At 72.7% G+C, this 24,508-nt stretch carries 19 protein-coding genes and 1 tRNA gene; 6 read left to right on the top strand and 14 right to left on the bottom strand.

What is annotated here, in order from left to right; all coding sequences use genetic code 11:
• Window positions 1-2: 2 nt before the first annotated feature.
• The 4 genes from AC069T_RS31245 to AC069T_RS31230 are packed head-to-tail and all read left to right on the top strand — an operon-like array spanning window position 3 to window position 3,793.
• Window positions 3-650 carry an ABC transporter permease gene (locus AC069T_RS31245; protein ID WP_478785941.1) on the top strand — a complete coding sequence of 216 codons (648 nt, stop codon included), beginning with the start codon at window positions 3-5 and terminating at the stop codon, window positions 648-650.
• A complete protein-coding gene (locus tag AC069T_RS31240) occupies window positions 643-1,923 on the top strand; it encodes a betaine/proline/choline family ABC transporter ATP-binding protein (protein WP_478785940.1) in 1,281 nt (426 codons plus the stop codon). Before AC069T_RS31245 ends, AC069T_RS31240 begins: the two co-directional genes overlap by 8 nt.
• Complete coding sequence (locus AC069T_RS31235; RefSeq protein ID WP_478785939.1) at window positions 1,920-2,834, top strand: ABC transporter permease; 915 nt, start codon at window positions 1,920-1,922, stop codon at window positions 2,832-2,834. Before AC069T_RS31240 ends, AC069T_RS31235 begins: the two co-directional genes overlap by 4 nt.
• Window positions 2,831-3,793 (top strand): glycine betaine ABC transporter substrate-binding protein, encoded by a 963-nt coding sequence (locus tag AC069T_RS31230; RefSeq protein ID WP_478785938.1) that lies wholly within the window; start codon window positions 2,831-2,833, stop codon window positions 3,791-3,793. The genes AC069T_RS31235 and AC069T_RS31230 overlap by 4 nt, the downstream gene beginning before the upstream one ends.
• A 132-nt stretch (window positions 3,794-3,925) precedes the next feature.
• Here the strand turns inward: AC069T_RS31230 and AC069T_RS31225 are convergent, their stop codons facing one another.
• The 4 genes from AC069T_RS31225 to AC069T_RS31210 all read right to left on the bottom strand — a co-directional run bounded on the left by AC069T_RS31225 (window position 3,926) and on the right by AC069T_RS31210 (window position 9,562).
• Window positions 3,926-4,711: a S16 family serine protease gene (locus AC069T_RS31225; RefSeq protein ID WP_478785937.1), complete on the bottom strand. Its 786-nt coding sequence runs from the start codon at window positions 4,709-4,711 to the stop codon at window positions 3,926-3,928.
• A 221-nt stretch (window positions 4,712-4,932) separates the two neighbouring features.
• Complete coding sequence (locus tag AC069T_RS31220; RefSeq protein ID WP_478785936.1) at window positions 4,933-5,574, bottom strand: IclR family transcriptional regulator; 642 nt, start codon at window positions 5,572-5,574, stop codon at window positions 4,933-4,935.
• Between the two features lie 438 nt (window positions 5,575-6,012).
• Window positions 6,013-7,812, bottom strand: a complete 1,800-nt coding sequence (locus tag AC069T_RS31215; RefSeq protein ID WP_478785935.1) for a DEAD/DEAH box helicase — start codon at window positions 7,810-7,812, stop codon at window positions 6,013-6,015.
• A 199-nt stretch (window positions 7,813-8,011) separates the two neighbouring features.
• Window positions 8,012-9,562, bottom strand: a complete 1,551-nt coding sequence (locus tag AC069T_RS31210) for an MFS transporter (RefSeq protein WP_478785934.1) — start codon at window positions 9,560-9,562, stop codon at window positions 8,012-8,014.
• Between the two features lie 332 nt (window positions 9,563-9,894).
• Between AC069T_RS31210 and AC069T_RS31205 the strand changes: the two genes are divergently transcribed.
• Window positions 9,895-9,969: transfer RNA gene (locus AC069T_RS31205), tRNA-Cys, on the top strand.
• A 100-nt stretch (window positions 9,970-10,069) separates the two neighbouring features.
• Here AC069T_RS31205 and AC069T_RS31200 read toward each other — a convergent pair.
• The 10 genes from AC069T_RS31200 to AC069T_RS31155 form a co-directional block, all read right to left on the bottom strand.
• Window positions 10,070-11,167 (bottom strand): SUKH-4 family immunity protein, encoded by a 1,098-nt coding sequence (locus AC069T_RS31200; RefSeq protein ID WP_478785933.1) that lies wholly within the window; start codon window positions 11,165-11,167, stop codon window positions 10,070-10,072.
• Between the two features lie 249 nt (window positions 11,168-11,416).
• Complete coding sequence (locus tag AC069T_RS31195; RefSeq protein ID WP_478785932.1) at window positions 11,417-13,720, bottom strand: xanthine dehydrogenase family protein molybdopterin-binding subunit; 2,304 nt, start codon at window positions 13,718-13,720, stop codon at window positions 11,417-11,419.
• Window positions 13,717-15,663 carry a (2Fe-2S)-binding protein gene (locus tag AC069T_RS31190; RefSeq protein WP_478785931.1) on the bottom strand — a complete coding sequence of 649 codons (1,947 nt, stop codon included), beginning with the start codon at window positions 15,661-15,663 and terminating at the stop codon, window positions 13,717-13,719. The genes AC069T_RS31195 and AC069T_RS31190 overlap by 4 nt, the downstream gene beginning before the upstream one ends.
• The gene (locus tag AC069T_RS31185) at window positions 15,660-16,553 is read right to left on the bottom strand and encodes an FAD binding domain-containing protein (protein WP_476751273.1); all 894 of its coding nucleotides are present in this window, start codon (window positions 16,551-16,553) and stop codon (window positions 15,660-15,662) included. The genes AC069T_RS31190 and AC069T_RS31185 overlap by 4 nt, the downstream gene beginning before the upstream one ends.
• Before the next feature lie 280 nt (window positions 16,554-16,833).
• Window positions 16,834-18,453 (bottom strand): beta-N-acetylhexosaminidase, encoded by a 1,620-nt coding sequence (locus AC069T_RS31180; RefSeq protein WP_478785930.1) that lies wholly within the window; start codon window positions 18,451-18,453, stop codon window positions 16,834-16,836.
• 4 nt (window positions 18,454-18,457) lie between these two features.
• Window positions 18,458-19,318 carry a carbohydrate ABC transporter permease gene (locus AC069T_RS31175; RefSeq protein ID WP_478785929.1) on the bottom strand — a complete coding sequence of 287 codons (861 nt, stop codon included), beginning with the start codon at window positions 19,316-19,318 and terminating at the stop codon, window positions 18,458-18,460.
• Entirely contained in the window at window positions 19,315-20,307 is a 993-nt protein-coding gene (locus AC069T_RS31170) for a carbohydrate ABC transporter permease (protein ID WP_478785928.1), read from the bottom strand. The genes AC069T_RS31175 and AC069T_RS31170 overlap by 4 nt, the downstream gene beginning before the upstream one ends.
• A 4-nt stretch (window positions 20,308-20,311) precedes the next feature.
• Window positions 20,312-21,619, bottom strand: coding sequence for an extracellular solute-binding protein (locus AC069T_RS31165; RefSeq protein WP_478785927.1), 1,308 nt, complete (start codon window positions 21,617-21,619; stop codon window positions 20,312-20,314).
• Between the two features lie 298 nt (window positions 21,620-21,917).
• Window positions 21,918-22,220 carry a DUF3039 domain-containing protein gene (locus AC069T_RS31160; protein ID WP_356172847.1) on the bottom strand — a complete coding sequence of 101 codons (303 nt, stop codon included), beginning with the start codon at window positions 22,218-22,220 and terminating at the stop codon, window positions 21,918-21,920.
• 28 nt (window positions 22,221-22,248) lie between these two features.
• The gene (locus tag AC069T_RS31155) at window positions 22,249-22,821 is read right to left on the bottom strand and encodes a YqgE/AlgH family protein (RefSeq protein WP_358851412.1); all 573 of its coding nucleotides are present in this window, start codon (window positions 22,819-22,821) and stop codon (window positions 22,249-22,251) included.
• 252 nt (window positions 22,822-23,073) lie between these two features.
• Here AC069T_RS31155 and murA point away from each other — a divergent pair, with 252 nt between their 5' ends.
• On the top strand, window positions 23,074-24,420 hold the full coding sequence (murA, locus tag AC069T_RS31150) for a UDP-N-acetylglucosamine 1-carboxyvinyltransferase (RefSeq protein WP_478785926.1): 1,347 nt from the start codon (window positions 23,074-23,076) through the stop codon (window positions 24,418-24,420).
• The last annotated feature ends 88 nt before the right edge of the window (window positions 24,421-24,508 follow it).

Below are 24,508 nucleotides of genomic sequence, written 5' to 3'. Positions count from 1 at the left end.
CCGTGACTTTCTGGGAGTACCTGAGCAGTCGCCACCAGCAGCTGCTCACCGACGCGTACCAGCACGCGAGCGCCGTCTTCCAGTGCATGGTCGTCGCGACGCTCATCGGCGTGCTCATCGGCGTCGTCACCTACCGCAGCGACTGGGCGGGCAGCCTCGCGACCACCACCACGTCCACCATCCTGACCGTCCCCTCACTCGCCATGATCGGTCTGCTGATCCCCGTCGTGGGCCTCGGTGTGCCGCCGACCGTGATCGCGCTGACCCTCTACGGGCTGCTGCCGATCGTGCGCAACGCGATCGTGGGCCTGCGCGGGGTCGACCCGTCGCTGGTGGACGCGGCCAAGGGCATCGGGATGTCCCGTGCCGCCCGGCTGCTGCGGGTGGAGCTGCCGCTGGCCTGGCCGCCCATCCTCACCGGCATCCGGGTCTCCACCCAGATGCTGATGGGCATCGCGGCCATCGCGGCGTACGCCTCGGGGCCGGGCCTCGGCAACGAGATCTTCCGCGGCATCGGCTCGCTGGGCAGCAGGAACGCGCTCAACCAGGTACTCGCGGGCACGCTCGGGATCATCATCCTGGCGCTCCTCTTCGACGCCGCGTACGTCCTCGTCGGACGGCTCACCATCCCGAGGGGGATCCGTGTCTGAGACCACCGACACCGCGACCGCGCCGGCCGGGACGCAGGACGCGCCGGCCACCGGCGCCACGATCGAGCTGGAGAACCTCACCAAGCACTACCCCGGCAGCAGGGAACCCGCAGTCGACAGCGTCAACATGGAGATCAAGGCGGGCGAACTGGTCGTCTTCGTGGGCCCGTCGGGGTGCGGGAAGTCCACCACGCTCAAGATGATCAACCGGCTGATCGAGCCGACCGGCGGCCGGATCCGCATCGGCGGCGAGGACGTCACCCACATGGATCCGGTGAAGCTGCGCCGCAAGGTCGGCTACGCGATCCAGGCCTCCGGTCTCTTCCCGCACATGACCGTCGCCCAGAACATCGCGCTGGTGCCGCGGATGACCGGCTGGTCGAAGCAGCGGATCAGGGCGCGGGTGGAGGAGATGCTCGACCTGGTCGGCCTCGACCCGGGCGAGTTCCACGGCCGCTATCCCCGTCAGCTGTCCGGCGGCCAGCAGCAGCGCGTGGGCGTGGCCCGGGCGCTGGCAGCCGACCCTCCGGTCCTCCTGATGGACGAGCCGTTCGGCGCGGTGGACCCGATCACCCGCGACCATCTCCAGGACGAGCTGATCAGGCTCCAGCACGAACTGCACAAGACCATCGTCTTCGTCACCCACGACTTCGACGAGGCGATCAAACTGGGCGACCGGATCGCGGTCCTGCGCGAACGCTCGCACATCGCGCAGTTCGACACCCCGGAGGCGATCCTCACCAACCCGGCCGACGACTTCGTCTCCGGTTTCGTGGGCGCCGGCGCCGCCCTGAAACGGCTCAACCTGACCCGGGTACGGGATGTGGAGATCACCGACTATCCGACGGTCACCGTCGACGACCCGCTCCAGGACATCTTCAACAGGCTCCGGTCGAGCGGTACGAACGAGATCCTGCTCCTCGACAAACGCGGCCGCCCCTACAAATGGCTGCGCCGCGGCGACCTGATGCGCGCGCGGGGCTCGCTGGCGCGGGCGGGCACGCTGGTGCACGACACGGTGACCCGGGACGCCACCCTGCGGGACGCGCTGGAGGCCGTGCTCACGGACAACGCGGGCCGGGTCGCGGTCACCGGGCGGCGCGGCGAGTACACCGGCGTCGTCGACATGGAGACGCTGATGAACTCCGTGCACGAACTCCTGGAGGCGGACCGGCTGGACGCGATGGAGCACCAGCACGAGCTGGAGGAGGCCCGCGCCCAGCAGACCCGCCACGACCAGGAGGGCGCCGAGGACGGGGAGACGCGAGCGTGAACGGTCCGAAGACGCCCGCGGACCGCCGCCCCGAGGGCGAGCACGAGGTCAAGGGACTCGCCTTCCGCGACGACGCCGCAGCCGCCGGGGACGCCGAGGACGCGGTGGACGGCGGTGGTGCGGCCGGGCGCGACGCCGGGGCCGCCGCTGCCCCGTCGCCCGCCGCCACCCGCCGCCGCGTCACCTGGCAGCAGCTGACCTTCCTGCCCGCCGTCCTGGTGGCCGTCCTGCTCGCCACCTGGCTCTGGTTCCGGCAGGCCGACCTGGACCCGATCTCGAAGAACGCCCTGGCGGCCGGCCTGGTCGCCAAGGCGCTGCGCCAGCACATCCAGCTGACCGTGATCTCCACGTTCTTCGTGCTGATCATCGCGATCCCGCTGGGCATCCTGCTGACCCGCAAGGCCTTCCGCAAGCTGGCCCCCGTCGCCATGACCTTCGCCAACATGGGGCAGGCCACTCCGGCGATCGGTCTGCTGGCGCTGCTCGTCATCTGGCTCGGCACCGGCCAGCGGTCGGCCCTGATCGGCATCACGATCTACGCCATCCTGCCGGTCCTGTCCAACACGATCGCGGGTCTCAAGGCCAACGACCCGACGCTCCTGGAGGCCGCCCGGGGCATCGGCATGTCCTCCCTCGGCGTCCTGTCCCGCGTCGAACTCCCGCTCGCCGTCCCGCTGATCCTCGCGGGAGTGCGCACCGCCCTCGTGCTGAACGTCGGCACGGCGACCCTCGCGACCTTCGGCGGCGGCGGCGGGCTCGGCGTCCTGATCACCACGGGGATCACCACCCAGCGGATGCCGGTCCTGGTGCTCGGCTCGATCCTGACGGTCGCGCTCGCGCTCCTGGTGGACTGGCTGGCCCTGCTCGCCGAACTGCTGCTGCGGCCCCGCGGACTGGAGGTGGAGTCATGAGGCGCGTGTGTCTGCTGGCGGCCGGACTGCTGGTGCTGGCCTCCGCCTGCGGGCTGACCAGCGGCTCCCCCATGGTCGACGACGTCGAACCCGGCTCGATCGGGCAGGGCCGCCCGCTCGACGGCGTCGACCTGACCGTCACCTCCAAGGAGTTCACGGAACAGCTGATCCTCGGGGCGATCATGGGCATCGCCTTCCAGGCGGCCGGCGCGGAGGTCCTGGACCGCACCGGCATCCAGGGCTCCATCGGCTCCCGGGAGGCCGTCAGGAACGGCGACGCGGACGCCGCGTACGAGTACACGGGCACCGCCTGGATCACGTACCTCGGCAACAGCGACCCCATCGGCGACCCGGACAAGCAGTGGGAGGCGGTCCGTTCCGCCGACAGGAAGAACGGGGTCACCTGGCTGCCGCCGTCCACCCTCGACAACACGTACGCGCTCGCGATGAACCAGGGCAACTTCAAGAAGTACCGGACCACCACGCTCTCCGGGGTCGCGGCGCTCAGCAAAAAGGACCGCGGGGCCGTCACGCTGTGCGTGGAGAGCGAGTTCGCCAACCGGGCCGACGGGCTGCCCGGCATGGAGAAGACGTACGGCATGAGCGTGCCCGCGGCGAACGTCACCCAGATGGACACCGGCATCATCTACACCCAGGTCGCGAAGGGGAGCTGCACCTACGGCGAGGTGTTCACGACCGACGGGCGGATCAAGTCGATGAACCTCGTGGTGATGAAGGACGACAAGGGCTTCTTCCCGCACTACAACGCGGCACCGATGATCAACACGAAGACGCTGGAGAAGCATCCCGCCATCGCCCAGGTCCTGGACCCGATCACCAGGAAGCTGAACAACTCCATGGCCCAGGCGCTCAACGCCAAGGTGGACGTGGAAGGGCAGGACCCGCATGAGGTGGCCCTGGACTGGCTGACGCAGGAGGGCTTCGTGAAGCAGAACTGAGGGCGGGGCTCGGGGCGTGGGGCGGTGGATGCTCAGCGGGGCGCCGGGCCGCGATGCCGGGGCTGCGGCGCCGGGCCGCAGTGCCGGGCTGCCGCGCGGGGCTGCGCCTGTGGCGGTCGGTGCGGGCCGGGATCAGCAGCTCGGGACCCGGCCCTGGCTCTTCTCCAGCGCGACCAGGGAACTGACCGCGCCCTTCAGCGTGGTCACGGGGATCAGCCGCAGCCCCTCCGGCAGGTCGGTCCTCGCGTCCGCGCATTCGGCCTTCGGCACCAGGAAGACGGTCGCGCCGTCCCGCCGGGCGGCCTGCGTCTTGAGGGCCACGCCGCCGACCGCGCCCACCTTGCCGTCGGCGTCGATCGTGCCCGTACCGGCGACCGTACGGCCGCCCGTGAGGTCGCCGCCGCCGCCGTCGCCGTCCAGCTTGTCGACGATGCCGAGCGAGAAGAGGAGTCCCGCGCTCGGCCCACCGACGTCGGCCAGCCTCAGCGTGACGTCGACGTCCTTCTCGTGGAGGTAGGAGAGCGCGGCCTCGGTCGCGGTGTCCTGGGACTCCTTCATCTGCTCGGCGTTGTGCCGCTCGATCTCCCTGGTGCTGTCCCCGCTCGGGTAGACCGAGTCCCGCGGCATCACCGCCCGGTCCGTACGGAACCAGCTGTCGACGACGTCGCCGAGGCTCACGTGCGTGTCCGGGCCGGTCGCCTCGATCGTCGTCATACGGAGCTGGCCGCTCGTCCTGCGCGTCGCGCCGCCGGTGATCGTGATCACGGGGGCGCCCCTGTTCTCCCCGAGGACGTCCGCCGTCATACCGGGCTGCGCCAGGGAGAACGGCAACGGCGCGAACACCGCCGTGGCGAGCAGGGCCACGACGGGTACGGCGCAGACGGCGAGGGCCTTGGGGCGCGGGAGGCGAGAGAGCACGGGATCAATCTAACGTGAGGGCACGTTTCGTCCGGGGCGGGTGGCCGGGGCCTCCGGCGGGCGACGGCGTCGATGGCCTCCCGGTCAGGTCGGCGCGGGACTTCCGCGGCGTCCCCGGCCGGGCCAACGCGGGGCCTCGAAGACCTCCCCGCCGCTCGGCGCAGGGCGTCCGCGACCTCCACGGCCGGCCGGCTCGGGGCGTCCGCGACCTCCCCGGCCGGTCAGCGCAGGGCGTCCGCGACTTCCCTGGCCGCGTCGACCACCCGCGGCCCCACCCGTTCCGGGACGGAGTCCGCGAGCATGACGACACCGACGCTGCCCTCGACCCCGGTCACCCCTATGAGGGGCGCGGCGGCTCCGCTCGCTCCCGCCTCCAGCTCCCCGTGGGTCAGCGTGTACCCGGGCTCGGCCACCGGCGCCTGCCGGGCGGCCAGGATCGCGCGGCCCGCGGCACCCCGGTCCAGCGGATGCCGGAAACCGGCGCGGTAGGCGACGTGGTAGTCCGTCCACGTCGGTTCCACGACGGCGACGGCGAGAGCCTCGCTCCCGTCGACGAGGGTGAGGTGAGCGGTCGCCCCTATGTCCTCCGCCAGCGCCCGCAGCGCCGGCAGCGCGGCCTCGCGTACCAGTGGATGCACCTGGCGGCCCAGGCGCAGCACACCCAGCCCGACCCGGGCCCGGCCGCCCAGATCACGGCGTACGAGAGCGTGCTGTTCCAGGGTGGCGAGCAACCGGTACACGACGGTCCGGTTCACGCCCAGCTTGTTCGAGAGTTCGGTGACGGTCAGCCCGTGATCCGTGTCGGCGAGCAGCTTGAGGACACGCAGTCCCCGGTCGAGCGTCTGGGAGGTCTCCGCGGTCACGACGCCCACTCCTTCGTGGTGAGGGCCGGCGGACCCCTGCACGGCGGTTGCGTCACCGGTCTCGTCGGCGACGCGCCTCAGAGGCCGCCGGTCGGCAAGCGACCCGGGGTGTCCCCGGGCGGAGGCGCTTCACGGCTGCGCTCCGCGGCGGCGCTGCCACGGGGCGTGTGCGTAGCGGGACAGTAGCGAGCCGGTCCGCTCAGCGGAAGGCTCCGTCCAGAATCCGGGCACCGCTCGCCGCGCGGCGGCTCCGTTTGCCCCGGTACGCGCGGCGTGCGCACACCCCGCACACCCCACCCGCACGTCGTGCGCACCGTCGGCCGCAGGGAGCGCCCGACGGTACGGCGACCGCACCTCACTCGCACCTGTACTCGTACCCGCACCCGTCCCCGCGCCCGCACCCGCACCCGCACTGCGGTCACCGTGCCCCATCGGGGCTCAGCGCATGCGCGTGGCCCACTCCTGGACCTTGGCGATGCGCTGGCGCAGCTGGCCGGCCGTGGCCTCGGCGCTCGGCGGGCCGCCGCACACCCGCCGCAGTTCGGTGTGGATCACCCCGTGCGGCTTGCCGCTCTGGTGGACGTACGCGCCGACCATCGTGTTGAGCTGCTTGCGGAGCTCCATCATCTCCTTGTGGGAGACGACCGGCCGTCGCTCCGCGGGGAGTTCGAGGAGGTCGGCCGCCTCGTCCGGCTTCCTGCGGCTGTGCGCGATCTGCCGGGCCTGCCGCTTCTGGAGCAGCATCTGGACCTGGTCGGGTTCGAGGAGGCCCGGGATGCCGAGGTAGTCCTGCTCCTCCTCGCTGCCCGGGTGGGCCTGCATGCCGAACTCGGCACCGTCGTAGAGGACCCGGTCGAAGACGGCGTCGGACTCCAGCGCCTCGAAGGGCAGCATGTCCTGCTCGCCGGTGTCCTCGTCCTCCTCGCGGTTCGCCTCCTCCATCTCCTTCTCGGACTCGGCGTACGGGTCCTCCTCGCCCTCCTTCTTGGGCTTGTCGAGGACGTGGTCGCGCTCGACCTCCATCTCGTTGGCGAAGCCGAGGAGGTCGGGGATGGTGGGCAGGAAGACCGAGGCCGTCTCGCCGCGCCGCCGGGACCGCACGAAACGGCCCACGGCCTGCGCGAAGAAAAGCGGTGTCGAGATGGTGGTGGCGTACACCCCGACCGCGAGACGGGGGACGTCGACGCCCTCGGACACCATGCGGACGGCGACCATCCACCGGTCGTCGTTCTGGCTGAACTCGTCGATGCGGTTCGAGGCGCCGGTGTCGTCGGAGAGCACGACGGTCGGCCTGCTCCCGGTGATCTCCCGGATCAGCTTCGCGTACGAGCGGGCCGAGTCCTGGTCGGAGGCGATGACGAGCCCGCCGGCGTCCGGGATGCCCTTGCGCACCTCGGTCAGCCGCTGGTCGGCGGCGCGCAGCACGCTCGGCATCCATTCGCCGCGCGGGTCGAGGGCGGTCCGCCAGGCCTGGCTGACCGCGTCCTTGGTCATCGGTTCGCCGAGGCGGGCGGCGATCTCGTCGCCCGCCTTCGTGCGCCAGCGCATGTTGCCGCTGTAGGAGAGGAAGATGACGGGCCGCACGACGCCGTCGCCGAGGGCGCTGCCGTACCCGTACGTGTAGTCGGCCGAGGACCGCCGGATCCCGTCGTTCCCCTCCTCGTAGGTCACGAAGGGGATGGGGTTGGTGTCGGACCGGAACGGCGTACCGGTGAGGGCGAGGCGGCGGGTGGCCGGCTCGAACGCCTCCAGGCAGGCCTCACCCCACGACTTGCTGTCTCCCGCGTGGTGGATCTCGTCGAGGATGACGAGCGTCTTGCGCTGTTCGACGCGGTTGCGGTGCAGCATGGGCCGCACGCCGATGCCGGCGTAGGTGACGGCGACGCCGTGGTAGTCCTTGCCGAGCGGCCCCGCGCTGTACTCGGGGTCCAGCTTGATCCCTATCCGCGCCGCCGCCTCCGCCCACTGCTTCTTCAGATGCTCGGTGGGCGCGACCACGGTCACCTGCTGCACGACATGGTGGTGCAGCAGCCAGGACGCGAGCGTCAGCGCGAAGGTCGTCTTGCCGGCCCCGGGGGTGGCGACGGCAAGGAAGTCGCGCGGCTGCTCCTGGATGTACCTCTCCATCGCCCCCTGCTGCCAGGCACGCAGCTTGTTCGCCGTGCCCCAGGGGGCGCGGCCCGGAAAGGCAGGTGAAAGGTGGTGGGAGGTGGAGGAAGAGGCGGCGGTGGTAGTCACGGTCTCCGGGGGTGGTCGATCCGAGGGCGCCGTCCGCTGCGCGCGTCGGTGGGGCTGTGCGGTGACGACGGGCGGACGACTCGGCTACGTATGACAACCGGGCCACCCTACCGGCGCCCCGGGCGTGTCCACGCGCGGACGGTACCGGGTCACCGGCCGATGGGACTCACGTCACAGCCGGCACCGCGGGGAGCGCGGCTCACGGCCGCCCGCCCGTGCTCTCCTTCAGCCGGGTGGTCACCCAGGCGCCCGCCAGGGCCACTCCGGCCATCGGCAGGAACACGGCGGCGAAGGCGGCCGGGTGGGAGCCGCTTGCCTCGCCCGCGGTGTGGGTGACCGTGCCGCCGCCCAGGGCGGCGAAGGCGGCTCCGCCCGCGGCGAGCAGGATCACGTTGGACAGGCCGTCGGAGATCTGGAGGGCGGCGGAGTTGGCGCCGGCCTCCTCGGGGGCGGAGAGGTGGAGCATCAGCACGCTGCTGGAGGAGATCACCAGGCCCATCCCGAAGCAGCCGAACCCCCAGGCGACGGCGACCGTCCACACCGGGACGGACTGGATCAGCACACTCGGGGCGGCGGCTATCGCGGCCGACACCAGCAGCATCCCGGAGAACATCAGCCGATCCCGGTACGGCTCCGCCCGCGGCCTGGACTGCACGAAGGAGCCCAGCGCCCAGGTCGCCCCGCCCGCGGCGAGCGAGAACCCGGCGAGCGTCGGCGACAGCCCCCGCTGGGTGACCAGCATCAGCGGCACGAAGGACTCGGCGGCGATGAAGGAACCGGCCGCGATCCCGCGCAGCAGCACGACGGACGGCAGCCCGCGGGCCGCCCGGTAGGTGCCGGGCGGCAGGAGGCCGAGGACGGCGGGGACGAGGAGCGCGGCTCCGGCGGCTCCGGCGGGGAGCGCGAACCACCGCCCGTCCTCGCCGGACGCGGCCTGGGCGGCGTACTGGAGGAGCCCGGCGCCCAGGGAGATGCCGAGGGCCAGCCGGATGCGGCGGCGGTCGAAGGGGGCGGGGACCGCGCCGCCCGCCGGGCCGGACGCCCGGCTCCGTATCTGCGGGAGGGCGAGCGCGAGCGGGAAGACGACCAGGGCCGGTATCCCGACGAAGACCCAGCGCCAGCCGAGGTGCTCGGTGACCGCGCCCGAGGCGAGCGGGCCGACGACGGACGGGATCACCCAGCTCGCCGCGAACGCCGCCATGATGGCCGGCCGCAGCCGCTCCGGGTAGGCGCGGCCGACGACCACGTAGAGCGCGACGATCACCAGGCCGCCGCCGAGGCCCTGCACCGCCCGCCCGAGCACGAACAGCCACATGGCCCCGGCCGTCCCGGCCAGCAGCAGGCCCGCCGCGAAGGCACCGATCCCGGCGGCGAGCGAGGCCAGCGGTCCGGCGCGGTCCGACCACTGCCCGGCGAACACCATGCCGAACAGGCTCGTGGTGAAGTACGCCGAGAACGCGAAGGCGTACAGCGACAGGCCGTCGAGCTCACGGGCGGCGACCGGCATGGCCGTGCCGACCGCGGTCGCCTCGAAGGCGATGAGCAGCACGACGGAGACGATGCCGATGCTGAGCGCCCGGTGCTCCCGGCTCAGCACGCCGCCCTCGGGGACGGGCTCGCGGGGTCCGCCCCCGGCATCCCGCCCGGCCTCGGTCTCGGCCTCGGTCTCGGCCTCGGTCTCGGCCTCGGGGAGCACGACGGGGACGGGCACGTGGGCGACGCCGCTGTCGCCGGGTTCCAGGACGGTCATGCAGCTCAGGGTAAGGGGCACGACCCCGGATGACCCCTGTCGGAGGTCGCTGCCCGTCTACGCCCTTGGTCGTACGTCCGGGGCACGCCTGGTCGTGCGCCCGGGGCACGCCTGGTCGTACGTCCGGGGCACGCCTGGTCGTGCGCCCGGGGCACGCCTGGTCGTGCGTCCGGGGCACGTCTGGTCGTGCGTCCGAGGCGCACCCGGCCACGGGGCCGTTCGTGAACGGCGTGTGGCAGTCGCGTTGCGCACCCCGCGCTCCCCTTGAGCCCCCGCCCGGCCCGCCCTACGGTCATCACACCAGCCCGGAACGAGTACCTCGTTCCCGACCTGGCCGTGTGCCCGAGTGGTTCAGGGACTCGCCTGCAAAGCGAGTTACGCGGGTTCGATTCCCGCCACGGCCTCCACGTCCCGTCCAGGCGGCACAGCAGGCCGGCACCCTCGAAGGGTGCCGGCCCACCTGCCGTCCCGCCCGTCCCGCTCCTCGCCCCCAGTGCCCTGACGCGCTCAGCGAGCCGACGTCGGCAGTGCGCCCCTCGTGGTCCGGGTGAGGGACGCTGCCAGGGGTGCGGGCGGGGTCGTGGGGCCGTGGGTTCTGGTGAGGGTCCGTACGCGGTGCAGCAGCCAGACGCCGAACGCGAGCGTGGAGACGTCGGCGTTCAGCGGGCGGAGCGTCAGGTCGGACTCGGTCCAGGTGAGAACCGCCCCCGTGGTGCCGTCGACCACCAGGCCGGTGTCCTCGGTCAGGTGGCCCAGCCGGATCAGCCGGTCCGCGCCCGCCGCAAGGCCGTCGTCGGAGAAGTCGCCGGGACGGCGGTCCGCGCAGTACTCCGCGAGCGTCGGCAGCGGCACCTCCATGTCGAGCCGGAACAGCGAGCCGTCCTCGGGAAGCCCCGTCTCCCGCAGGAAGCGGCGGGTCGGACCGTGCGTCAGCGTGGACGGGAAGTCGATTTCCTCGAAGCGCACGATCCCGCCGGCGCCGAACTCCTGGTCCAGCAGCCGCCGCGGCAGGTCCAGGACGAGACCGGCGCCCGGCCCCGCGATGCGGGCGAGCGGGCGCACCAGCGCGGCCGCCCTCCAGTACGGCGGAACGCCACCGGCTCCCGCGTCCCGCTCGAAGACCGCCGTCAGCTGCGCGGACGCCCGCTCGACCGCCCTCGGCCCGAACCGGGCCTCCAGGGAGGCGAACTGCCCGCGAGCCGAGGCGAGTTCCTCGGTCGCCGCCGCGAACCGCAGCAGCACTTCCAGCGAGGGCGCCGACGTTGAGAGGGCCATGAGGGCGGGGTCGCGGTGGAGAGCCGTGCCGCAGACCGGGCCCGCCGGCCCGTCCAGGACGATCGACTCGAGCTCCCGCTCACAGGCCCTCACGGCCCCGGCGACCAGCTGGTCCCGCAGCTCGGCGGAGAGCACGGCGACGTCGTCGGCCAGATCCGCCACTCCGCGCGGCCCCGCCCCGAGCAGCGCGCCGAGACTCGGCAGGGCCCCCTCGGCCGGCAGACCGGGCTCCGTCGCCAGACACCGCGTCGGCGCGAGCGTGACGTACGGAACGAACTCGTCGTCGGTCAGTCCGATCGCACCGCCGACAACGGTGTCAGTCGTGATCATGGCTCCCCCGCGCATGTGACCGCATGTGTGCTTCCCCCGCGGGGAACCCCGCCGCCGGGCGGCGGTTCCCCCACTGCCGAGAACCCTACGCGGCACCACTGACAACGCCGGAAACACAGGAACACGGGAACACGACCGGCGCACGCCCGGACCCGGTGCGGCGGCGCACCCCGACGACACCGGCAGGCGGCCGGCCCGGCACCGGAGCGGCCGACGGGCCAGCGGGTTCGCGCGGCGGTCCGGGGGCGGTCACGCCCCGGTCACCACCGCGGCCTGCGGCCGGATCGGCAGCCGGTTGACCGGGCGTCCGGTCGCCGCGCGGACGGCCGACGCGATCGCCGCCGGGGACGTCACGACCGGCACCGCGCTGACCGCCTTCGCGCCGAAGGGGGCGACGACGTCACGCTCCTCGACCAGCTTGACGATGCGGATGTCGGGCGCGTCCAGGGAGGTGGGCAGCGCGTACCCGGTGAGGTCGGGATGGCGGACCAGACCGCGGGCGGTGCGCAGGTTCTCCGTGAGCGCCGCACCGACCCCCTGGGTGACCCCCGCCTCGATACGGGCCCTGAGCTGGGCGGGGTTGAGGATGCGGCCGACGTCCTGGGCCAGCGCGAGTTCCACGACCCGGACCGAGCCGAGTTCGATGTCGACGTCGACGACCGCGCGGATAGCGCAGAACGCGAGGCCGACGAACGCGTCCCCCTGGCCCGCCGCGTCCAGCGGCTCCGTCGGGTGGGGACGGCACTGGGCGGTGGCCCACAGCTCCTTGCCGTCCAGCGCCTCCGTGACGGTCGTCGAGAGCACACCGTCGTACGAGGTGATCTTGCCGTCGGTGATCTGGAGCAGCTCCGTGGACATCCCGAACTTGTGCGCCAGGGGCTGCAGCAGCTGCGTACGGACCATCTTGGCGGCGCGCTCCACCGCGCCGCCCGACACCCAGGTGTGCCGGCCGCGGCAGCTCGCGCCCGCCGGGGGCTGGTCGGTGTCGACCGGGGCCACGTACACCTCGTCGATGCCGAGCGTCTCCTGGACGATCTGCCGGGCGAGCGTGGCGAAGCCCTGGCCGGTCTCCACGGCCGCGCACAGCACCGTGGCGACGCCGTCGTGGACCTTGACGGTGGCCGTCGAGACCTCGTCCGCGCCCTCGGCGCCGAGCATGTGCACCATGCCGACGCCGTAGCCGACGCCGCGGCGCACCGCTCCCGGCTCGCCCGCGCCCTCGGGACCGCCGGGCAGCAGCCACTCCTCCTCGGGGGTGTCCTTGGGCAGCGCGGGCAGCGGGAAGTCCCGTACGGCCTGGAGCAGTTCGGCGACCGGGGCCGGGCACGTCACCGTCTGGCCGGTGGGCAGCACGTCACCCGTGGCCAGCGCGTTGCGCAGGCGCAGCTCGGCGGGGTCCACCCCGAGCTTCTTCGCGAGCTTGTCCATCTGCGCCTCGTAGGCGGCGCACACCTGCATGGCGCCCTCGCCGCGCACGTGGCCGGAGGGCGGGTTGTTGGTGCGTACGGCCCAGCCCTCGATGAAGGCGTTCGGGACGACGTACGGGCCGCAGGCGAAGGAGACGGCGGCGGCGAGCGCCTCGGAGGAGGTGTCGGCGTACGCGCCCGCGTCCAGCAGGATCTGCGCCTCGACCTTCACCAGCCTGCCGTCGGCGTCCGCGTGGTGGCGGTAGCGCAGCAGGGTGGGGTGGCGGTGGGCGTGTCCGAGGAAGGACTCCTCGCGCGTGGCGGTGAGTTTGACCGGGCAGCCGGTCTTCAGCGCCAGCAGGCCGAGGGGAAGCTGGACGCCCTGGTCCTCGCGGTCGGCGGTGGCGCCGGGGACGCCGGTGACGACGACCTTCACGCGGTCGGGCTCCAGGCCGTAGCAGGCGGCGGCCGCGTCGCGGTCGGCGTGCGGGTCGGTGGACGCCACGTAGAGCTCTACGCCGCCGTCCGGGCGGGGCACGGCGAGACCGGCCTCCGCGCCGATGGGCGCCGGGTCCTGGCGGCCGATGCGGTACAGACCCTCGACGACGAGTTCGCCCGCCGCGTCCGGGTCGCCGTGGCGCAGCGGGATGTGGCGGATGAGGTTGCCGTCGGGGTGCAGGGGTTCGGCCTCGAAGGCCTGCTCCGGGTCGGTCACCGGGTCGAGCACCTCGTACTCGACGATGACGGTGGCGGCGGCCATCCGCGCGGTGTCCGGGTGGTCGGCGGCGACGGCCGCGATGGGCTCACCGTGGTGGCGTACCACCTCGGAGGCGAACACCGGGCGGTCGGCCTTGCCCCGGCCGTGCAGCGCGGCGCCGGGCACGTCCTCGTGCGTGACGACGGCGTGGACGCCGGGCATCTCGCGCGCGTGGGTGGTGTCGATGGACACGATGCGCGCGTGGGGGTGCGGCGAGCGGAGCACGGCGGCCCACAGCAGGCCCTCGGCCCACAGGTCGGCCGCGTAGGGGAAGGTGCCCTCCGTCTTCGCGCGGGCCTCCGCCGAGGGCAGGGACGCGCCGAGGCCGTGCGGCAGCGGTTCGGGGGCGGGGGGTGCCGCGGTCGTCTCGGTGGCGGCTTCGTTGCTCACGCCTGGCCTCCGTCCTGGCCGTACGGCTGGTCGTGCGGCTGGTCGTGCGGCTTGTCGTGCGGTGCCGCCGGTTCGAACGCCGACCGGGTGACGCCACCGTCACCCGGGCCGGCCTGGTGCGGGATGCGGGCCTCGTCGCCGTCCGCGTCGCCGGTCGTGGCGTCCGCCTCGCGTTCGGCGACGACCTCGCGCACGGCGTCCAGGACGCCGCGGTAGCCGGAGCAGCGGCACAGGTTGCCGCACAGGGCCTGGCGGGCCTCCAGCTCGGTCGGCGCGGGGTTGCCCTCGAGCAGGTCGTGCACGGTCATGGCCATGCCCGGAACGCAGAAACCGCACTGGACGGCGCCGCACCTGGCGAGCGCCCGCTGCACGTCCGAGGGCTGCCCGTCGGCGGCCAGGCCCTCGACGGTGCGCACCTCGCTGCCGGCGGCGGTGACCGCGGGCACCAGGCAGGACGCGACGAGCCGTCCGTCCACCTGCACGTTGCAGGCACCGCACTCGCCCTGCGAGCAGCCGTCCTTGGCGCCCGCCAGGCCGAGCCGCTCACGCAGCACGTAGAGCAGCGACTCGCCGATCCAGGCGTCGGTGACGGGGCGGTCGGCGCCGTTCACCCGCAGGACGTACGACGACATGGGGTGCTCGTCGTGCGCGGGGGCGGGGACCTCGGCGGCTCCCGCGTCCTCGGTGCTTTCGGTGGCTTCGGTGGCTTCGGTGTTCTCGGCGCCCTTGGCGTCCTCGACGGCGGTCCGCGCCGCCGGGTCTGCCGCACCGTCCGGGGCCGCTTCGGGGGCGTCGGCGTCGCCGGGGGCTTCCGGCACCGGCGCGGACTCCTCGTACGCGGCACCGGCGGACGTGTCGTACGCGGCACCGGCGGGCTCCCGCTCCGGCAGCCCGGCTGACCCACCCTCGCGCCCTGTGAACTCGCCCTCGGGCTCCGTGAACCCACCTTCGGGACCGGCCCCGGAGCCGGCGTCCGGGCCGGACCCGCCGCCCTCCCCGACGTGTCCGGCCGCCTCGAACCCGCGCCCCGACGTGTCGTGTCCGTTCGGGGCCGTCTCGTGCTCGTGCACCGCGACTTCGCGCTCGTGCGCGCCGACTTCGTGCTCGTGCGCGACCGTCTCCTGCCCGGGAACGGCCGTCCCGTCGCGGTGCGCGGTCGCCCGGGTGACGGCCTCAGCGGCCTCAGCGGCCTTGTGGACGCGCTCGGACGCCTCCTGGGCGGCCAGAGCGGGCACCTCGCCGTACGGGTCGATCGGCGCCCCGCCGGGGGCCTCGGCGGCCGTTCCCGCGGCGCCGTGTCCGCGAGGGGCGGAGAACCACGGCTCCCCCACGGTCTCCGTGGTCTCCGTCGCCCAGGGCGCGGAGGCGCCTCCGGGAAGCGTGGCCGGCGGTGTCCCGCCCCACTGCTCGACCAGCGACGACGTGGTGAACTCGCCCGATTCGTCCGGAAGGTCGCCACCGGCGACGGGGATGGACCACTGCCCGGTGACGTCGTGCCCGGCGGGCTCGTGCCCCACGCTCTCGTGCCCGTAGGGGGCGCCGTCGTGCGTCTGCTGCCCGGACGCGTGGGAGCCCTCCGCGTCGGCGAAGGTCCACTGCCCGGTGGACGCCGGCAGGTAGGAGAACTCGTCGTGCGCGGTCTCCCGCGGCGCGGAGTTCGCCTCCGGCCACTGGACGCCCTCGGCCGGCACGGCCCAGCTCCCGGTGGCCGCCGGGTCCGTTCCCGCGGTGGTGGCGGGGTTGACCGTTATCTGCGGCGGCACGTAGCCGTGCCCGGGCGCCGCGAGCGGGCTGTCCCGTTCCGCCAGGAGGGCGTCGATGCCCCCTTCGGGGAGCTTGACGAAGGCGGTGGCGCCGTCGTCGTAGTCCCCTTGGGGCAGCCGCTCCCAGGCTCCGTGGGTGCCGCCCCGGGGGGCGTCCTCTCCGTGCTGGTCGTCGGTCACGACAGTGCCCTCCCCAGTGCTCGTCGGGCCAGCGCGGCGACGGTGCGCCGCAGGTGCAGTACGGCGGGCGGAAGCTGCGGCACGGAGCCGTCCTCCGCCGGGACGGGGTCCGGGATGCAGGCCGCGGCGACGTAGTCCCCGAAGGCGCCCAGCGCCTCGGGCACCAGGGCGCGGTTGTTGTCCCAGTCGATGAGCGAGGCGACCCACTGCTCGGCGTCCAGCGGGCGCAGCGGCATCGGCGCTATGGCGCCGACGGCACACCGCACTCCGCGCCGCGCGGGATCGAGGACGAGGGCCACGGACGCGATGGCCCGGCCGGGGCCGGTGCGTCCGGTCGCCTTGACGAAGACCTGGGGGGCGTGCAGCAGCGGTACGCGCACGTAGCCGATGAGTTCGCCGCCGCGGAGCATGTCCACGCCCGCGAGGAGGTGGGACACCGGGATCTCGCGACGGGCGCCGCCCGGGCCCGCGATGATCAACGTGGCTTCCAGCGCGGCCAGTACGGGCAGGGCGTCACCGGTGGGCGACGCCGAGGCGATGTTGCCGCCCAGGGTGCCGGCGTTGCGGATCTGCGGCGGTCCCGCGGCGCGGGCGGCGGCGGCCAGCGCGGGAATGAGGGCGGCGAAGTCGGGTCGGCCCATGCGCGCGTGGGTGAGGCCCGCGCCCAGCAGGGCGTGGCCGTCCTGGTACTGCCAGCCGCGGATCTCGCTGATGCGTCCGAGGCCGACGAGCGCGGCGGGCCTGAGCTGCCCGGAGTTGACGGCCGCCATGAGGTCGGTGCCGCCGGCCACGGGAACGGCGGCCGGCATGGCGGTGAGGGCCGCCACGGCCTCGTCCAGCGAGCCGGGCAGCGTGACGGCCTGCGCCGCCCGCGGTGCTTGCGTGGTCAAACCGGCTGCCCCTTCCCGCTGCCCCACCTGGTCCCGCCTGTGCTGCCGTACGGTACGTGCTGACAGGGCGGACGTGGCAACTCTGGCACATCTTCCCGGGCCCTCGACGCGGGGGTCCGCTAGGAGGCATTCGCCCCTCTCACCTGCGAGATGGTCCCTTTTGGCGCCGTGTCTCCGGTCCGCGGGAATTGGCACTCTTCGGTGACTCCTGAGCGCATTTCCGCCGGTCGGCCGCGTCCCGGGGGCCGCACCCCGGGACGGGCCCTCTCACCGGCAGACCTCACGCGTTCGGGGGCGCCCCCTCGGCCGGGCGGCCGAGCACTCCGGGCCGCCGCTGCCAGGGCCGGGGGCCCGCGGGCGGCCGGTAGGCCACCCCCAGGGCGTCAAGTCGCGCGTAGTGGGCGGTCATCCGCCGCTCGAAGTCCGCGAAGTCCCGGGCGGCGGGCGCGGGCAGGGCGCTCCAGGCGACCTCGGCGAAGGCCGCGAGCCGCGGGTAGGTCTGGTAGTCCACGCGGGCGGCGTCCTCCATCACCTCGGTCCACACGTTGGCCTGGGTGCCCAGCACGTGCCGCGCCTCGTCGGGGGTCAGCTCCGGCGGCACGGGCTCGAAGCGGTACACGTCCTCCAGGGTGCGGACGTAACCGATGGGCACCGGCTCGTCCGGGCCGGCGTGCTGGCGGTGGTCCAGGTACACGTGCTGCTCGGGGCACATGACGACGTCGTGGCCCGCGCGGGCGGCGGTGACGCCGCCCCGGTAGCCGCGCCAGGAGGAGACGGCGGCCCCCGCGGCGAGCCCGCCCTCCAGGATCTCGTCCCAGCCGATCAGCCGACGGCCGCGCGCGGACAGCCAGTTGCCGAAGTGTTGGACGAACCACGCCTGGAGTCCGTCCTCGTCCGCGAGGCCGAGTTCCTCGATGCGGGCCTGCGCGGTGGGCGACTGCCGCCACTGGTCTTTCGGGCATTCGTCGCCGCCGACGTGAATGAACGTGGACGGGAAGAGTTCGAGGAGTTCCTCGAACACCCCCTCGTAGAAACGGAGGGTGTTGTAGGTGGGCGCGAGTACGTTCTGGGAGATGCCCCAGTTGTCCCAGACGGAGAGGGAGGCCGTGTCGACGACGTCGGTGTTGCCCAGTTCCGGATACGCGGCGATGGCGGCCTGCGAGTGCCCCGGGACGTCGATCTCCGGGACGACGGTGATATGCCGGTCGGCGGCGTAGGCGACGATCTCGCGGATGTCGTCCTGCGTGTAGAAGCCGCCGTGCGGTTTCTCCTCCCAGCGGGGTGAGGCGCGGTGGCCGAATTTCGTGCGCGCCCGCCAGGATCCGGTCCCGGTGAGTTCCGGGTAGCGCTTGATCTGAACACGCCATCCCTGGTCGTCCGTCAGGTGGAAGTGGAAGACGTTGAGTTTGTGCGCGGCCAGCAGGTCGAGGTGGCGCAGGATTCCGTCCTTGGGCATGAAGTGCCGGGCGACGTCGAGCATCATTCCGCGCCAGGGGAACCGGGGCGCGTCCTCGATGGCGCACTGCGGGACGGCGAGGCGGGCGCCCGGCCGGACGGGGGCCCGCCGGAAGGCGTCGGGGCCGAGCAGCTGACGCAGTGTCTGGGCGCCCCAGAAGACACCCGCCGCGCTGCCGCCCGTGATCTCGACGCCCCGGCCGGCGCTCGCGACGAGCCGGTACGCCTCCGCTTCCAGGGCGTCGTCGAGGCGCAGCCGCAGGGTGTTCGGGCCGTCCGCCCTGCCCGGGGGCAGCGGCAGACCGAGGGCCGCGCCCAGGACGGAGCGCAGCCACCGCTCCGTACCGCCCGTGCCGGGCGCGGCGCACAGGGCGGTCGCCCGGTCGAGCGGCACCTCGTCGTGCGAGGGGGCCGTCACGGCGCGCGGCGCCGGAATCACATCCATCACGTCAGTCCTTTACCGCTCCGCCGAGGCCCGAGACGAGCCGCCGCTGGACGAGTACGAAGAAGATCAGTACGGGAATCGTCATCACCGTGGAGGCCGCCATCACGCCGCCCCAGTCCGGCTCGTCGGGTTTGTAGAAGACGAGGAGTGCCATCGGCAGGGTGGACTGCGAGGTGTCGCTGATGATGAACGACTTGGCGAACAGGAAGTCGTTCCAGGCGGAGATGAACGAGAAGACGCTCGTGGCCACCAGCCCCGGGAAGACCAGGGGGAACAGAATCTGCCAGAGGAATCGCGCGCGGCTCGCCCCGTCGAGTTGGGCCGCCTCCTCCAGCGCCTCGGGTACGGCCTTCACGAAACCCCTCAGCATCCAGATGGCGAAGGGCAGTGAGAAGGCGATGTGGGGCAGGATCAGCGAGCCCAGCGTGTTGAGTTGGCCGAGGTCCCGCATCAGGAAGAAGAGCGGGATCGTGAGGGCTTCCACCGGCACCGTCTGCGCGATCAGGAACATGACCAGCAGGGTGGTGCGGAATCGGAAGCGGAAGCGTGTCACCGCGAACGCCGCGAGAAACGCCACGAGCGCCGAGACGACGACCACGGAGCAGGCCACCACGAGGCTGTTGACGAAGTACCGGCCGAATTCCTGCTGCCCCAAGACGCGCCGGAAGGATTCCAGCGAGGGCGACGCCGTCCAGGGCCGGGGTTCGCTGGACTCGATCTCCCCCGCCGGTCTGAAGGCGCTCAGCACCATCCAGTAGAGGGGGAAGGCGACGACCACCGCGATCAGCAGCGCGGACGCCTCGGCGGCCAGCCGCCAGGGGCGCCGGGGCCGCAGGGACCGTCCCGCCGTGTGCGACGTACTCACAGTTCCTCCCCCTGTCCGCGCAGCAGCCGCAGATGGACCACCGTGACCGCCATCAGCATCAGCAGCATCACCACGCCGATCGCCGAGCCGAGGCCGTACTGGGACGACGCGAACGCCTTCTGGTACGCGTACACGTTCAGCACGAGGTTCTGGCCCGCGATGCCGCCGCCGTTCGTCATGACGTAGATCTGCGTGAAGACCTTGAAGTCCCAGATGACCGACTGGATGGTGACGACGAACAGGATCGGCCGGAGCATCGGGGCGAGCACCGAGCGCCAGGTCCGCCACTGCGAGGCGCCGTCCAGGGAGGCCGCCTCCAGCACCTCGGTGGGCACGGCGCGGATGCCGGCGTACACCGTCACCATCACGAACGGGAAGGAGCACCACACCACTTCGAGGAGGACGAGGGCGAAGGCGCTGTACCGCCCGTACGTCCAGGAGTGGTCGCCGAGTCCGAGGACGCGGTTGACCGGGCCGAAGTCGGGGTCGAAGAGGAACAGCCAGACGGTGGAGCCGGTGACGGCCGGGGTGGCCCAGGCGCCGAGCGCCGCCAGCATCAGGGCGAGCCGGGGCAGTGCCCGTACCCGGGTCAGCAGCACGGCCAGCGCGCAGCCGGTCGCGAGCGTGGAGACGACGCAGGCCGCCGCGAAGACCACGGTGGCGAGGAGCACCCGCCAGAACTCGTCGTCGGCGAAGAGCGTCGCGTAGTTGCCGAGGCCCTGGAAGGTGGCCGGTTCGCCGCCGCTGACCTGGGCCTGGGTGTACTCCAGGAACGAGATCAGGCCGAGCTGGTAGACGGGGTAGACGAGCAGGCCGCCGAGGACGACGAGGGCGGGGGCGAGATATGGCCAGGGGGCCCGGCCGCCGTGCCCGCGCCGGGACTTCGGGGACCCCGCCTTCGTGACGGGGGCTCGCCGGACCGGTCCGGGCGGGCCCGGTGCGGACTGCCCGGCCCGGCCCGCGACTTGGGTGGTGTCGTGCGCGGTCATCGGCTCAGCCCACGGAGCCGAAGGCGTCGTTCATCTTCCTCGCCGCGTCCTTCGAGGCCGCCGGCACGTCCTTCCTGCCGCTGACGATCTCCTGGAACATGGTCGGCAGGACGAGCGAGGCGTCGATCCGGGCCCAGGCGGGCGAGGCGGGGACGAACTTGGTGCCCGCGGCGAGCGTCTTCACGAAGGGCTCGACGAAGGGCTCCTTCTGCGCGACGTCGGCGCGGACATCGGTGTACGTCGGCAGGAAGCCCATGGCGTCGAAGAGTTCGCCCTGCGTCTTCTTGGACGCGAGCCGCTTCATCAGGTCCACGGCGAGCGAACGGTGCGACGTGCTCTTCAGGACGCCGACGTTGTTCCCGCCCGCGAACGCCGGGGCCGTCTCGCCCTTCTCGAGCCCCGGCAGCGGTACGACGGCGTACTTGCCCCTGACCTTCCCGGCCTCCACCGCCGCGTGGCTGAAGTCGCCGCCGATGGCCATGCCCGCCTTGCCCGCGGCGAAGGCGGTCACCGTGTCGTTGCCGCCCATGCCCGCGCACTTGGCCGCGGGACAGTTGTTGTCGCCGAAGAGCGAGGTGTAGACCTTGATGCCCTTCTGGGCGGCGGCGCTGTCGATGGCGGAGGCGTACGAGCCGCCCCTGCCCCGGGCGAGTTCGCCGCCGTGGGCCCAGATGAAGGGCATCGCGCCGTAGGTGTAGGCGCCGCCGACCGCGAGGCCGTACAGACCGGGTTTCGCGGCCCGGATGCGGCGCGCGGTGTCGATCAGTTCGGCCTGCGTCCCCGGCACTTCGAGACCGAGTTCCTCGAAGACGTCCGTGCGGTAGTACAGGGCGCGGACGCCGACGAAGAAGGGGGCGCCGTAGACCCTGCCGCCGACCGTCACGGACTGGCGGGCGGTCGGGTCGGTGTCCTTGGCCTCGTCCCAGTCGGTGAACTCCCCGGTGATGTCGGCGAGTCCGCCGTCCTTCACGTACCCGGCGGTGTCGGTGTTGCCGTACTCGATGACGTCGGGAGCGCTGCCGGGGTCGTTGAAGGCGGCCTTGATGCGCTGGGCGCGCGTCTCGACGGGGATGTACTCGACTCTGACCTCGGCGCCCCGGTGGGCCTTCTCGAAGATGTCGACGGCGGCGTCGACGACCTTCTCCTTCGGCCCGTTGTCGACCTCCTGGAAGAGCCAGACGCGCAGGGTGCCCGTCTTGTCGTCCCTGCCGGAGGCGGAGTCGCCGGAGGACTGGGGGGCGCAGGCGGTGGCGGTCCCGGTGACCGCCGCCAGGGCGGCCAGCGACGCGGCCATACGGACAGAGAGCTTCATCGAGCAACCTCCGGGGAAGTGCGTTGCAACATACGCAATGACGGTTTCGCAGTGCACAACACACCGGAGGCTATGGAGTTCTTGAACGCGGCCACAAGAGGTCTCCACCACTCTGTGACCCCGGGACGCACGCCGTGCAACGGGCCGGGCCCCGGGAGAGCGCGCGCCGGGGTTCTCGGGCACGACGAGGCCGCGGCACCCCGCACCGGGATGCCGCGGCCGTACTCGGTCCACGCGGCTGCTGCGCCGAAGTGAGCGGCGGGGTCGCTACGGGCCGTCGCCCGCCGCCCCGCGCGCGCTACTTCTTGTCGCCGCCCTTGCCACCGTCCTTGTCGCCGCCGGCGCCCATGGACTCGTAGATCTCCTTGCACATGGGGCACACGGGGTACTTCTTCGGGTCGCGGCCCGGGACCCACACCTTGCCGCAGAGGGCCACGACGGGCGTGCCGTCGAGGGCGCTCGCCATGATCTTGTCCTTCTGGACGTAGTGGGCGAAGCGCTCGTGGTCGCCGTCACCGTGCGACGTCTGCGGCGTCGGCTCCACGAGGGTCCCCGTCCCAGTACCTCGCTGGGGCTGGGTCTCAGGCTCAAGAGTGCTCATGCCGCAAGGGTACTGAAGCTCACAGCCGTCAGTTGAGCGAAGGGTCGTCCGGATAGGTGGCCACCATCGCCAGTTCGCCGCGCTGGCGGCGCAGGACCTCGCGCCACAGCCGCTCGGGAGCGGGTGAGGAGACGTCCCCGGGCTCGGACTCGACCACGTACCAGGCGCCCTCGACGAGTTCCTCCTCCAGCTGGCCGGGGCCCCAGCCCGCGTATCCGGCGAAGATCCGCAGCGAGCCGAGGGCCGCGGCGAGCAGCTCCGGCGGCGCCTCCAGGTCCACGAGCCCGATCGCGCCGTGCACCCGGCGCCAGCCCAGCGGGGCCTGCTCCCCGGCCGCGCCGCCGGGGATGACCGCGACGCCCAGCGCCGAGTCGAGGGAGACCGGGCCGCCCTGGAACACCACGCCCGGCTCGCCCGCCAGGTCCGCCCAGGCCTCCAGGATGTCGCCGACGCCCACCGGGGTGGGCCGGTTGAGGACGACGCCCAGCGAGCCCTCCTCGTCGTGGTCGAGGAGGAGCACCACCGCGCGGTCGAAGTTCGGGTCCGCCAGGGCGGGCGTGGCCACGAGCAGCCGTCCTGTGAGCGAGGACACCTCGGTCATGCCAGACATGATCTCTCATCTTCCCGCCACGTGGGGAGGCAATGCGGGTACGCGAGTGAACGCAGCTCAGGGCGCGCAGGGTCCGACACGGCGCACGCCGGGGCCGGTGACCCGGTGTGCCCGATTAGGAACGGTTCGTGTTGTGGCGAAGCTATGACGGGGCTGGGAGGTCCTCGGGCTTACAGAAGGGGGGTGGGCGGCCATTACGCTTGCCTCTTCAACCCCTGCCCACCTCACCGGAACGCGAGATTCATGACCGTCAACGGCTCTGATGACGTACTGCTTGTCCACGGCGGCACCCCGCTCGAGGGCGAAATCCGTGTCCGCGGTGCGAAGAACCTCGTACCGAAGGCCATGGTCGCGGCCCTGCTGGGCAGCGCTCCGAGCCGACTGCGCAACGTCCCGGACATCCGTGACGTGCGCGTCGTGCGCGGGCTGCTGCAGCTGCACGGTGTGACGGTCCGTCCGGGAGAGGAGCCCGGCGAGCTGGTGCTCGACCCCTCCCACGTGGAGAGCGCGAACGTCGCCGACATCGACGCCCACGCGGGTTCCTCGCGCATTCCGATCCTCTTCTGCGGTCCGCTGCTGCACCGCCTCGGGCACGCCTTCATCCCCGGCCTCGGCGGCTGCGACATCGGCGGCCGGCCGATCGACTTCCACTTCGAGGTGCTGCGGCAGTTCGGCGCGAAGATCGAGAAGCGGGCCGACGGCCAGTACCTGGAGGCTCCGCAGCGGCTGCGCGGCACCAAGATCCAGCTGCCGTACCCGTCCGTCGGCGCCACCGAGCAGGTGCTGCTGACGGCGGTGCTCGCCGAGGGCGTCACCGAGCTGGCCAACGCCGCCGTGGAGCCCGAGATCGAGGACCTCATCTGCGTGCTGCAGAAGATGGGCGCGATCATCGCCATGGACACCGACCGGACCATCCGGATCACCGGTGTCGACTCGCTCGGCGGCTACACGCACGCGGCCCTCCCCGACCGTCTGGAGGCCGCCTCCTGGGCGTCCGCGGCCCTGGCGACCGAGGGCAACATCCTCGTCAAGGGCGCCCAGCAGCGCTCGATGATGACGTTCCTCAACACCTACCGGAAGGTGGGCGGTGCCTTCGAGATCGACGACGAGGGCATCCGTTTCTGGCACCCGGGCGGCCAGCTGAAGTCGATCGCCCTGGAGACGGACGTCCACCCCGGCTTCCAGACCGACTGGCAGCAGCCGCTGGTCGTGGCCCTGACGCAGGCCACGGGCCTGTCGATCATCCACGAGACGGTGTACGAGTCCCGCCTCGGCTTCACCTCCGCGCTGAACCAGATGGGCGCGCACATCCAGCTGTACCGCGAGTGCCTGGGCGGCTCGAACTGCCGCTTCGGCCAGCGCAACTTCCTGCACTCGGCCGTCGTGTCGGGCCCCACGCGGCTCCAGGGCGCCGATCTGGTCATCCCCGACCTGCGTGGCGGCTTCTCGTACCTGATCGCCGCTCTCGCGGCCCAGGGCACCTCCCGCGTCCACGGCATCGACCTGATCAACCGCGGCTACGAGAACTTCATGGAGAAGCTCGTCGAGCTGGGCGCGAAGGTCGAGCTGCCCGGCAAGGCGCTCGGCTAGGGCCTGTCGTTTGGATCAGGCTGGCTGTGACCGACGGTTCGTCCTGACCGACCCGAGCGGGGTCTGGCGCGTGCAGCTGCAAGGCGGA

The sequence above is a fragment of the Streptomyces sp. NPDC043867 genome, from assembly GCF_056435845.1.
This window is presented reverse-complemented; position numbering and strand designations above follow the sequence as displayed.

What these genes read in the sequence shown, in the direction of transcription:
- AC069T_RS31230 (WP_478785938.1), top strand. Translation starts at nt 2,831, where the DNA reads ATGAGGCGCGTGTGTCTGCTGGCGGCCGGACTGCTGGTGCTGGCCTCC.
- AC069T_RS31210 (WP_478785934.1), bottom strand. Translation starts at nt 9,562, where the DNA reads ATGACCGTCCTGGAACCCGGCGACAGCGGCGTCGCCCACGTGCCCGTC.
- AC069T_RS31200 (WP_478785933.1), bottom strand. Translation starts at nt 11,167, where the DNA reads ATGATCACGACTGACACCGTTGTCGGCGGTGCGATCGGACTGACCGAC.
- AC069T_RS31180 (WP_478785930.1), bottom strand. Translation starts at nt 18,453, where the DNA reads ATGGATGTGATTCCGGCGCCGCGCGCCGTGACGGCCCCCTCGCACGAC.
- AC069T_RS31170 (WP_478785928.1), bottom strand. Translation starts at nt 20,307, where the DNA reads ATGACCGCGCACGACACCACCCAAGTCGCGGGCCGGGCCGGGCAGTCC.
- AC069T_RS31165 (WP_478785927.1), bottom strand. Translation starts at nt 21,619, where the DNA reads ATGAAGCTCTCTGTCCGTATGGCCGCGTCGCTGGCCGCCCTGGCGGCG.
- AC069T_RS31160 (WP_356172847.1), bottom strand. Translation starts at nt 22,220, where the DNA reads ATGAGCACTCTTGAGCCTGAGACCCAGCCCCAGCGAGGTACTGGGACG.
- AC069T_RS31155 (WP_358851412.1), bottom strand. Translation starts at nt 22,821, where the DNA reads ATGACCGAGGTGTCCTCGCTCACAGGACGGCTGCTCGTGGCCACGCCC.
- murA (WP_478785926.1), top strand. Translation starts at nt 23,074, where the DNA reads ATGACCGTCAACGGCTCTGATGACGTACTGCTTGTCCACGGCGGCACC.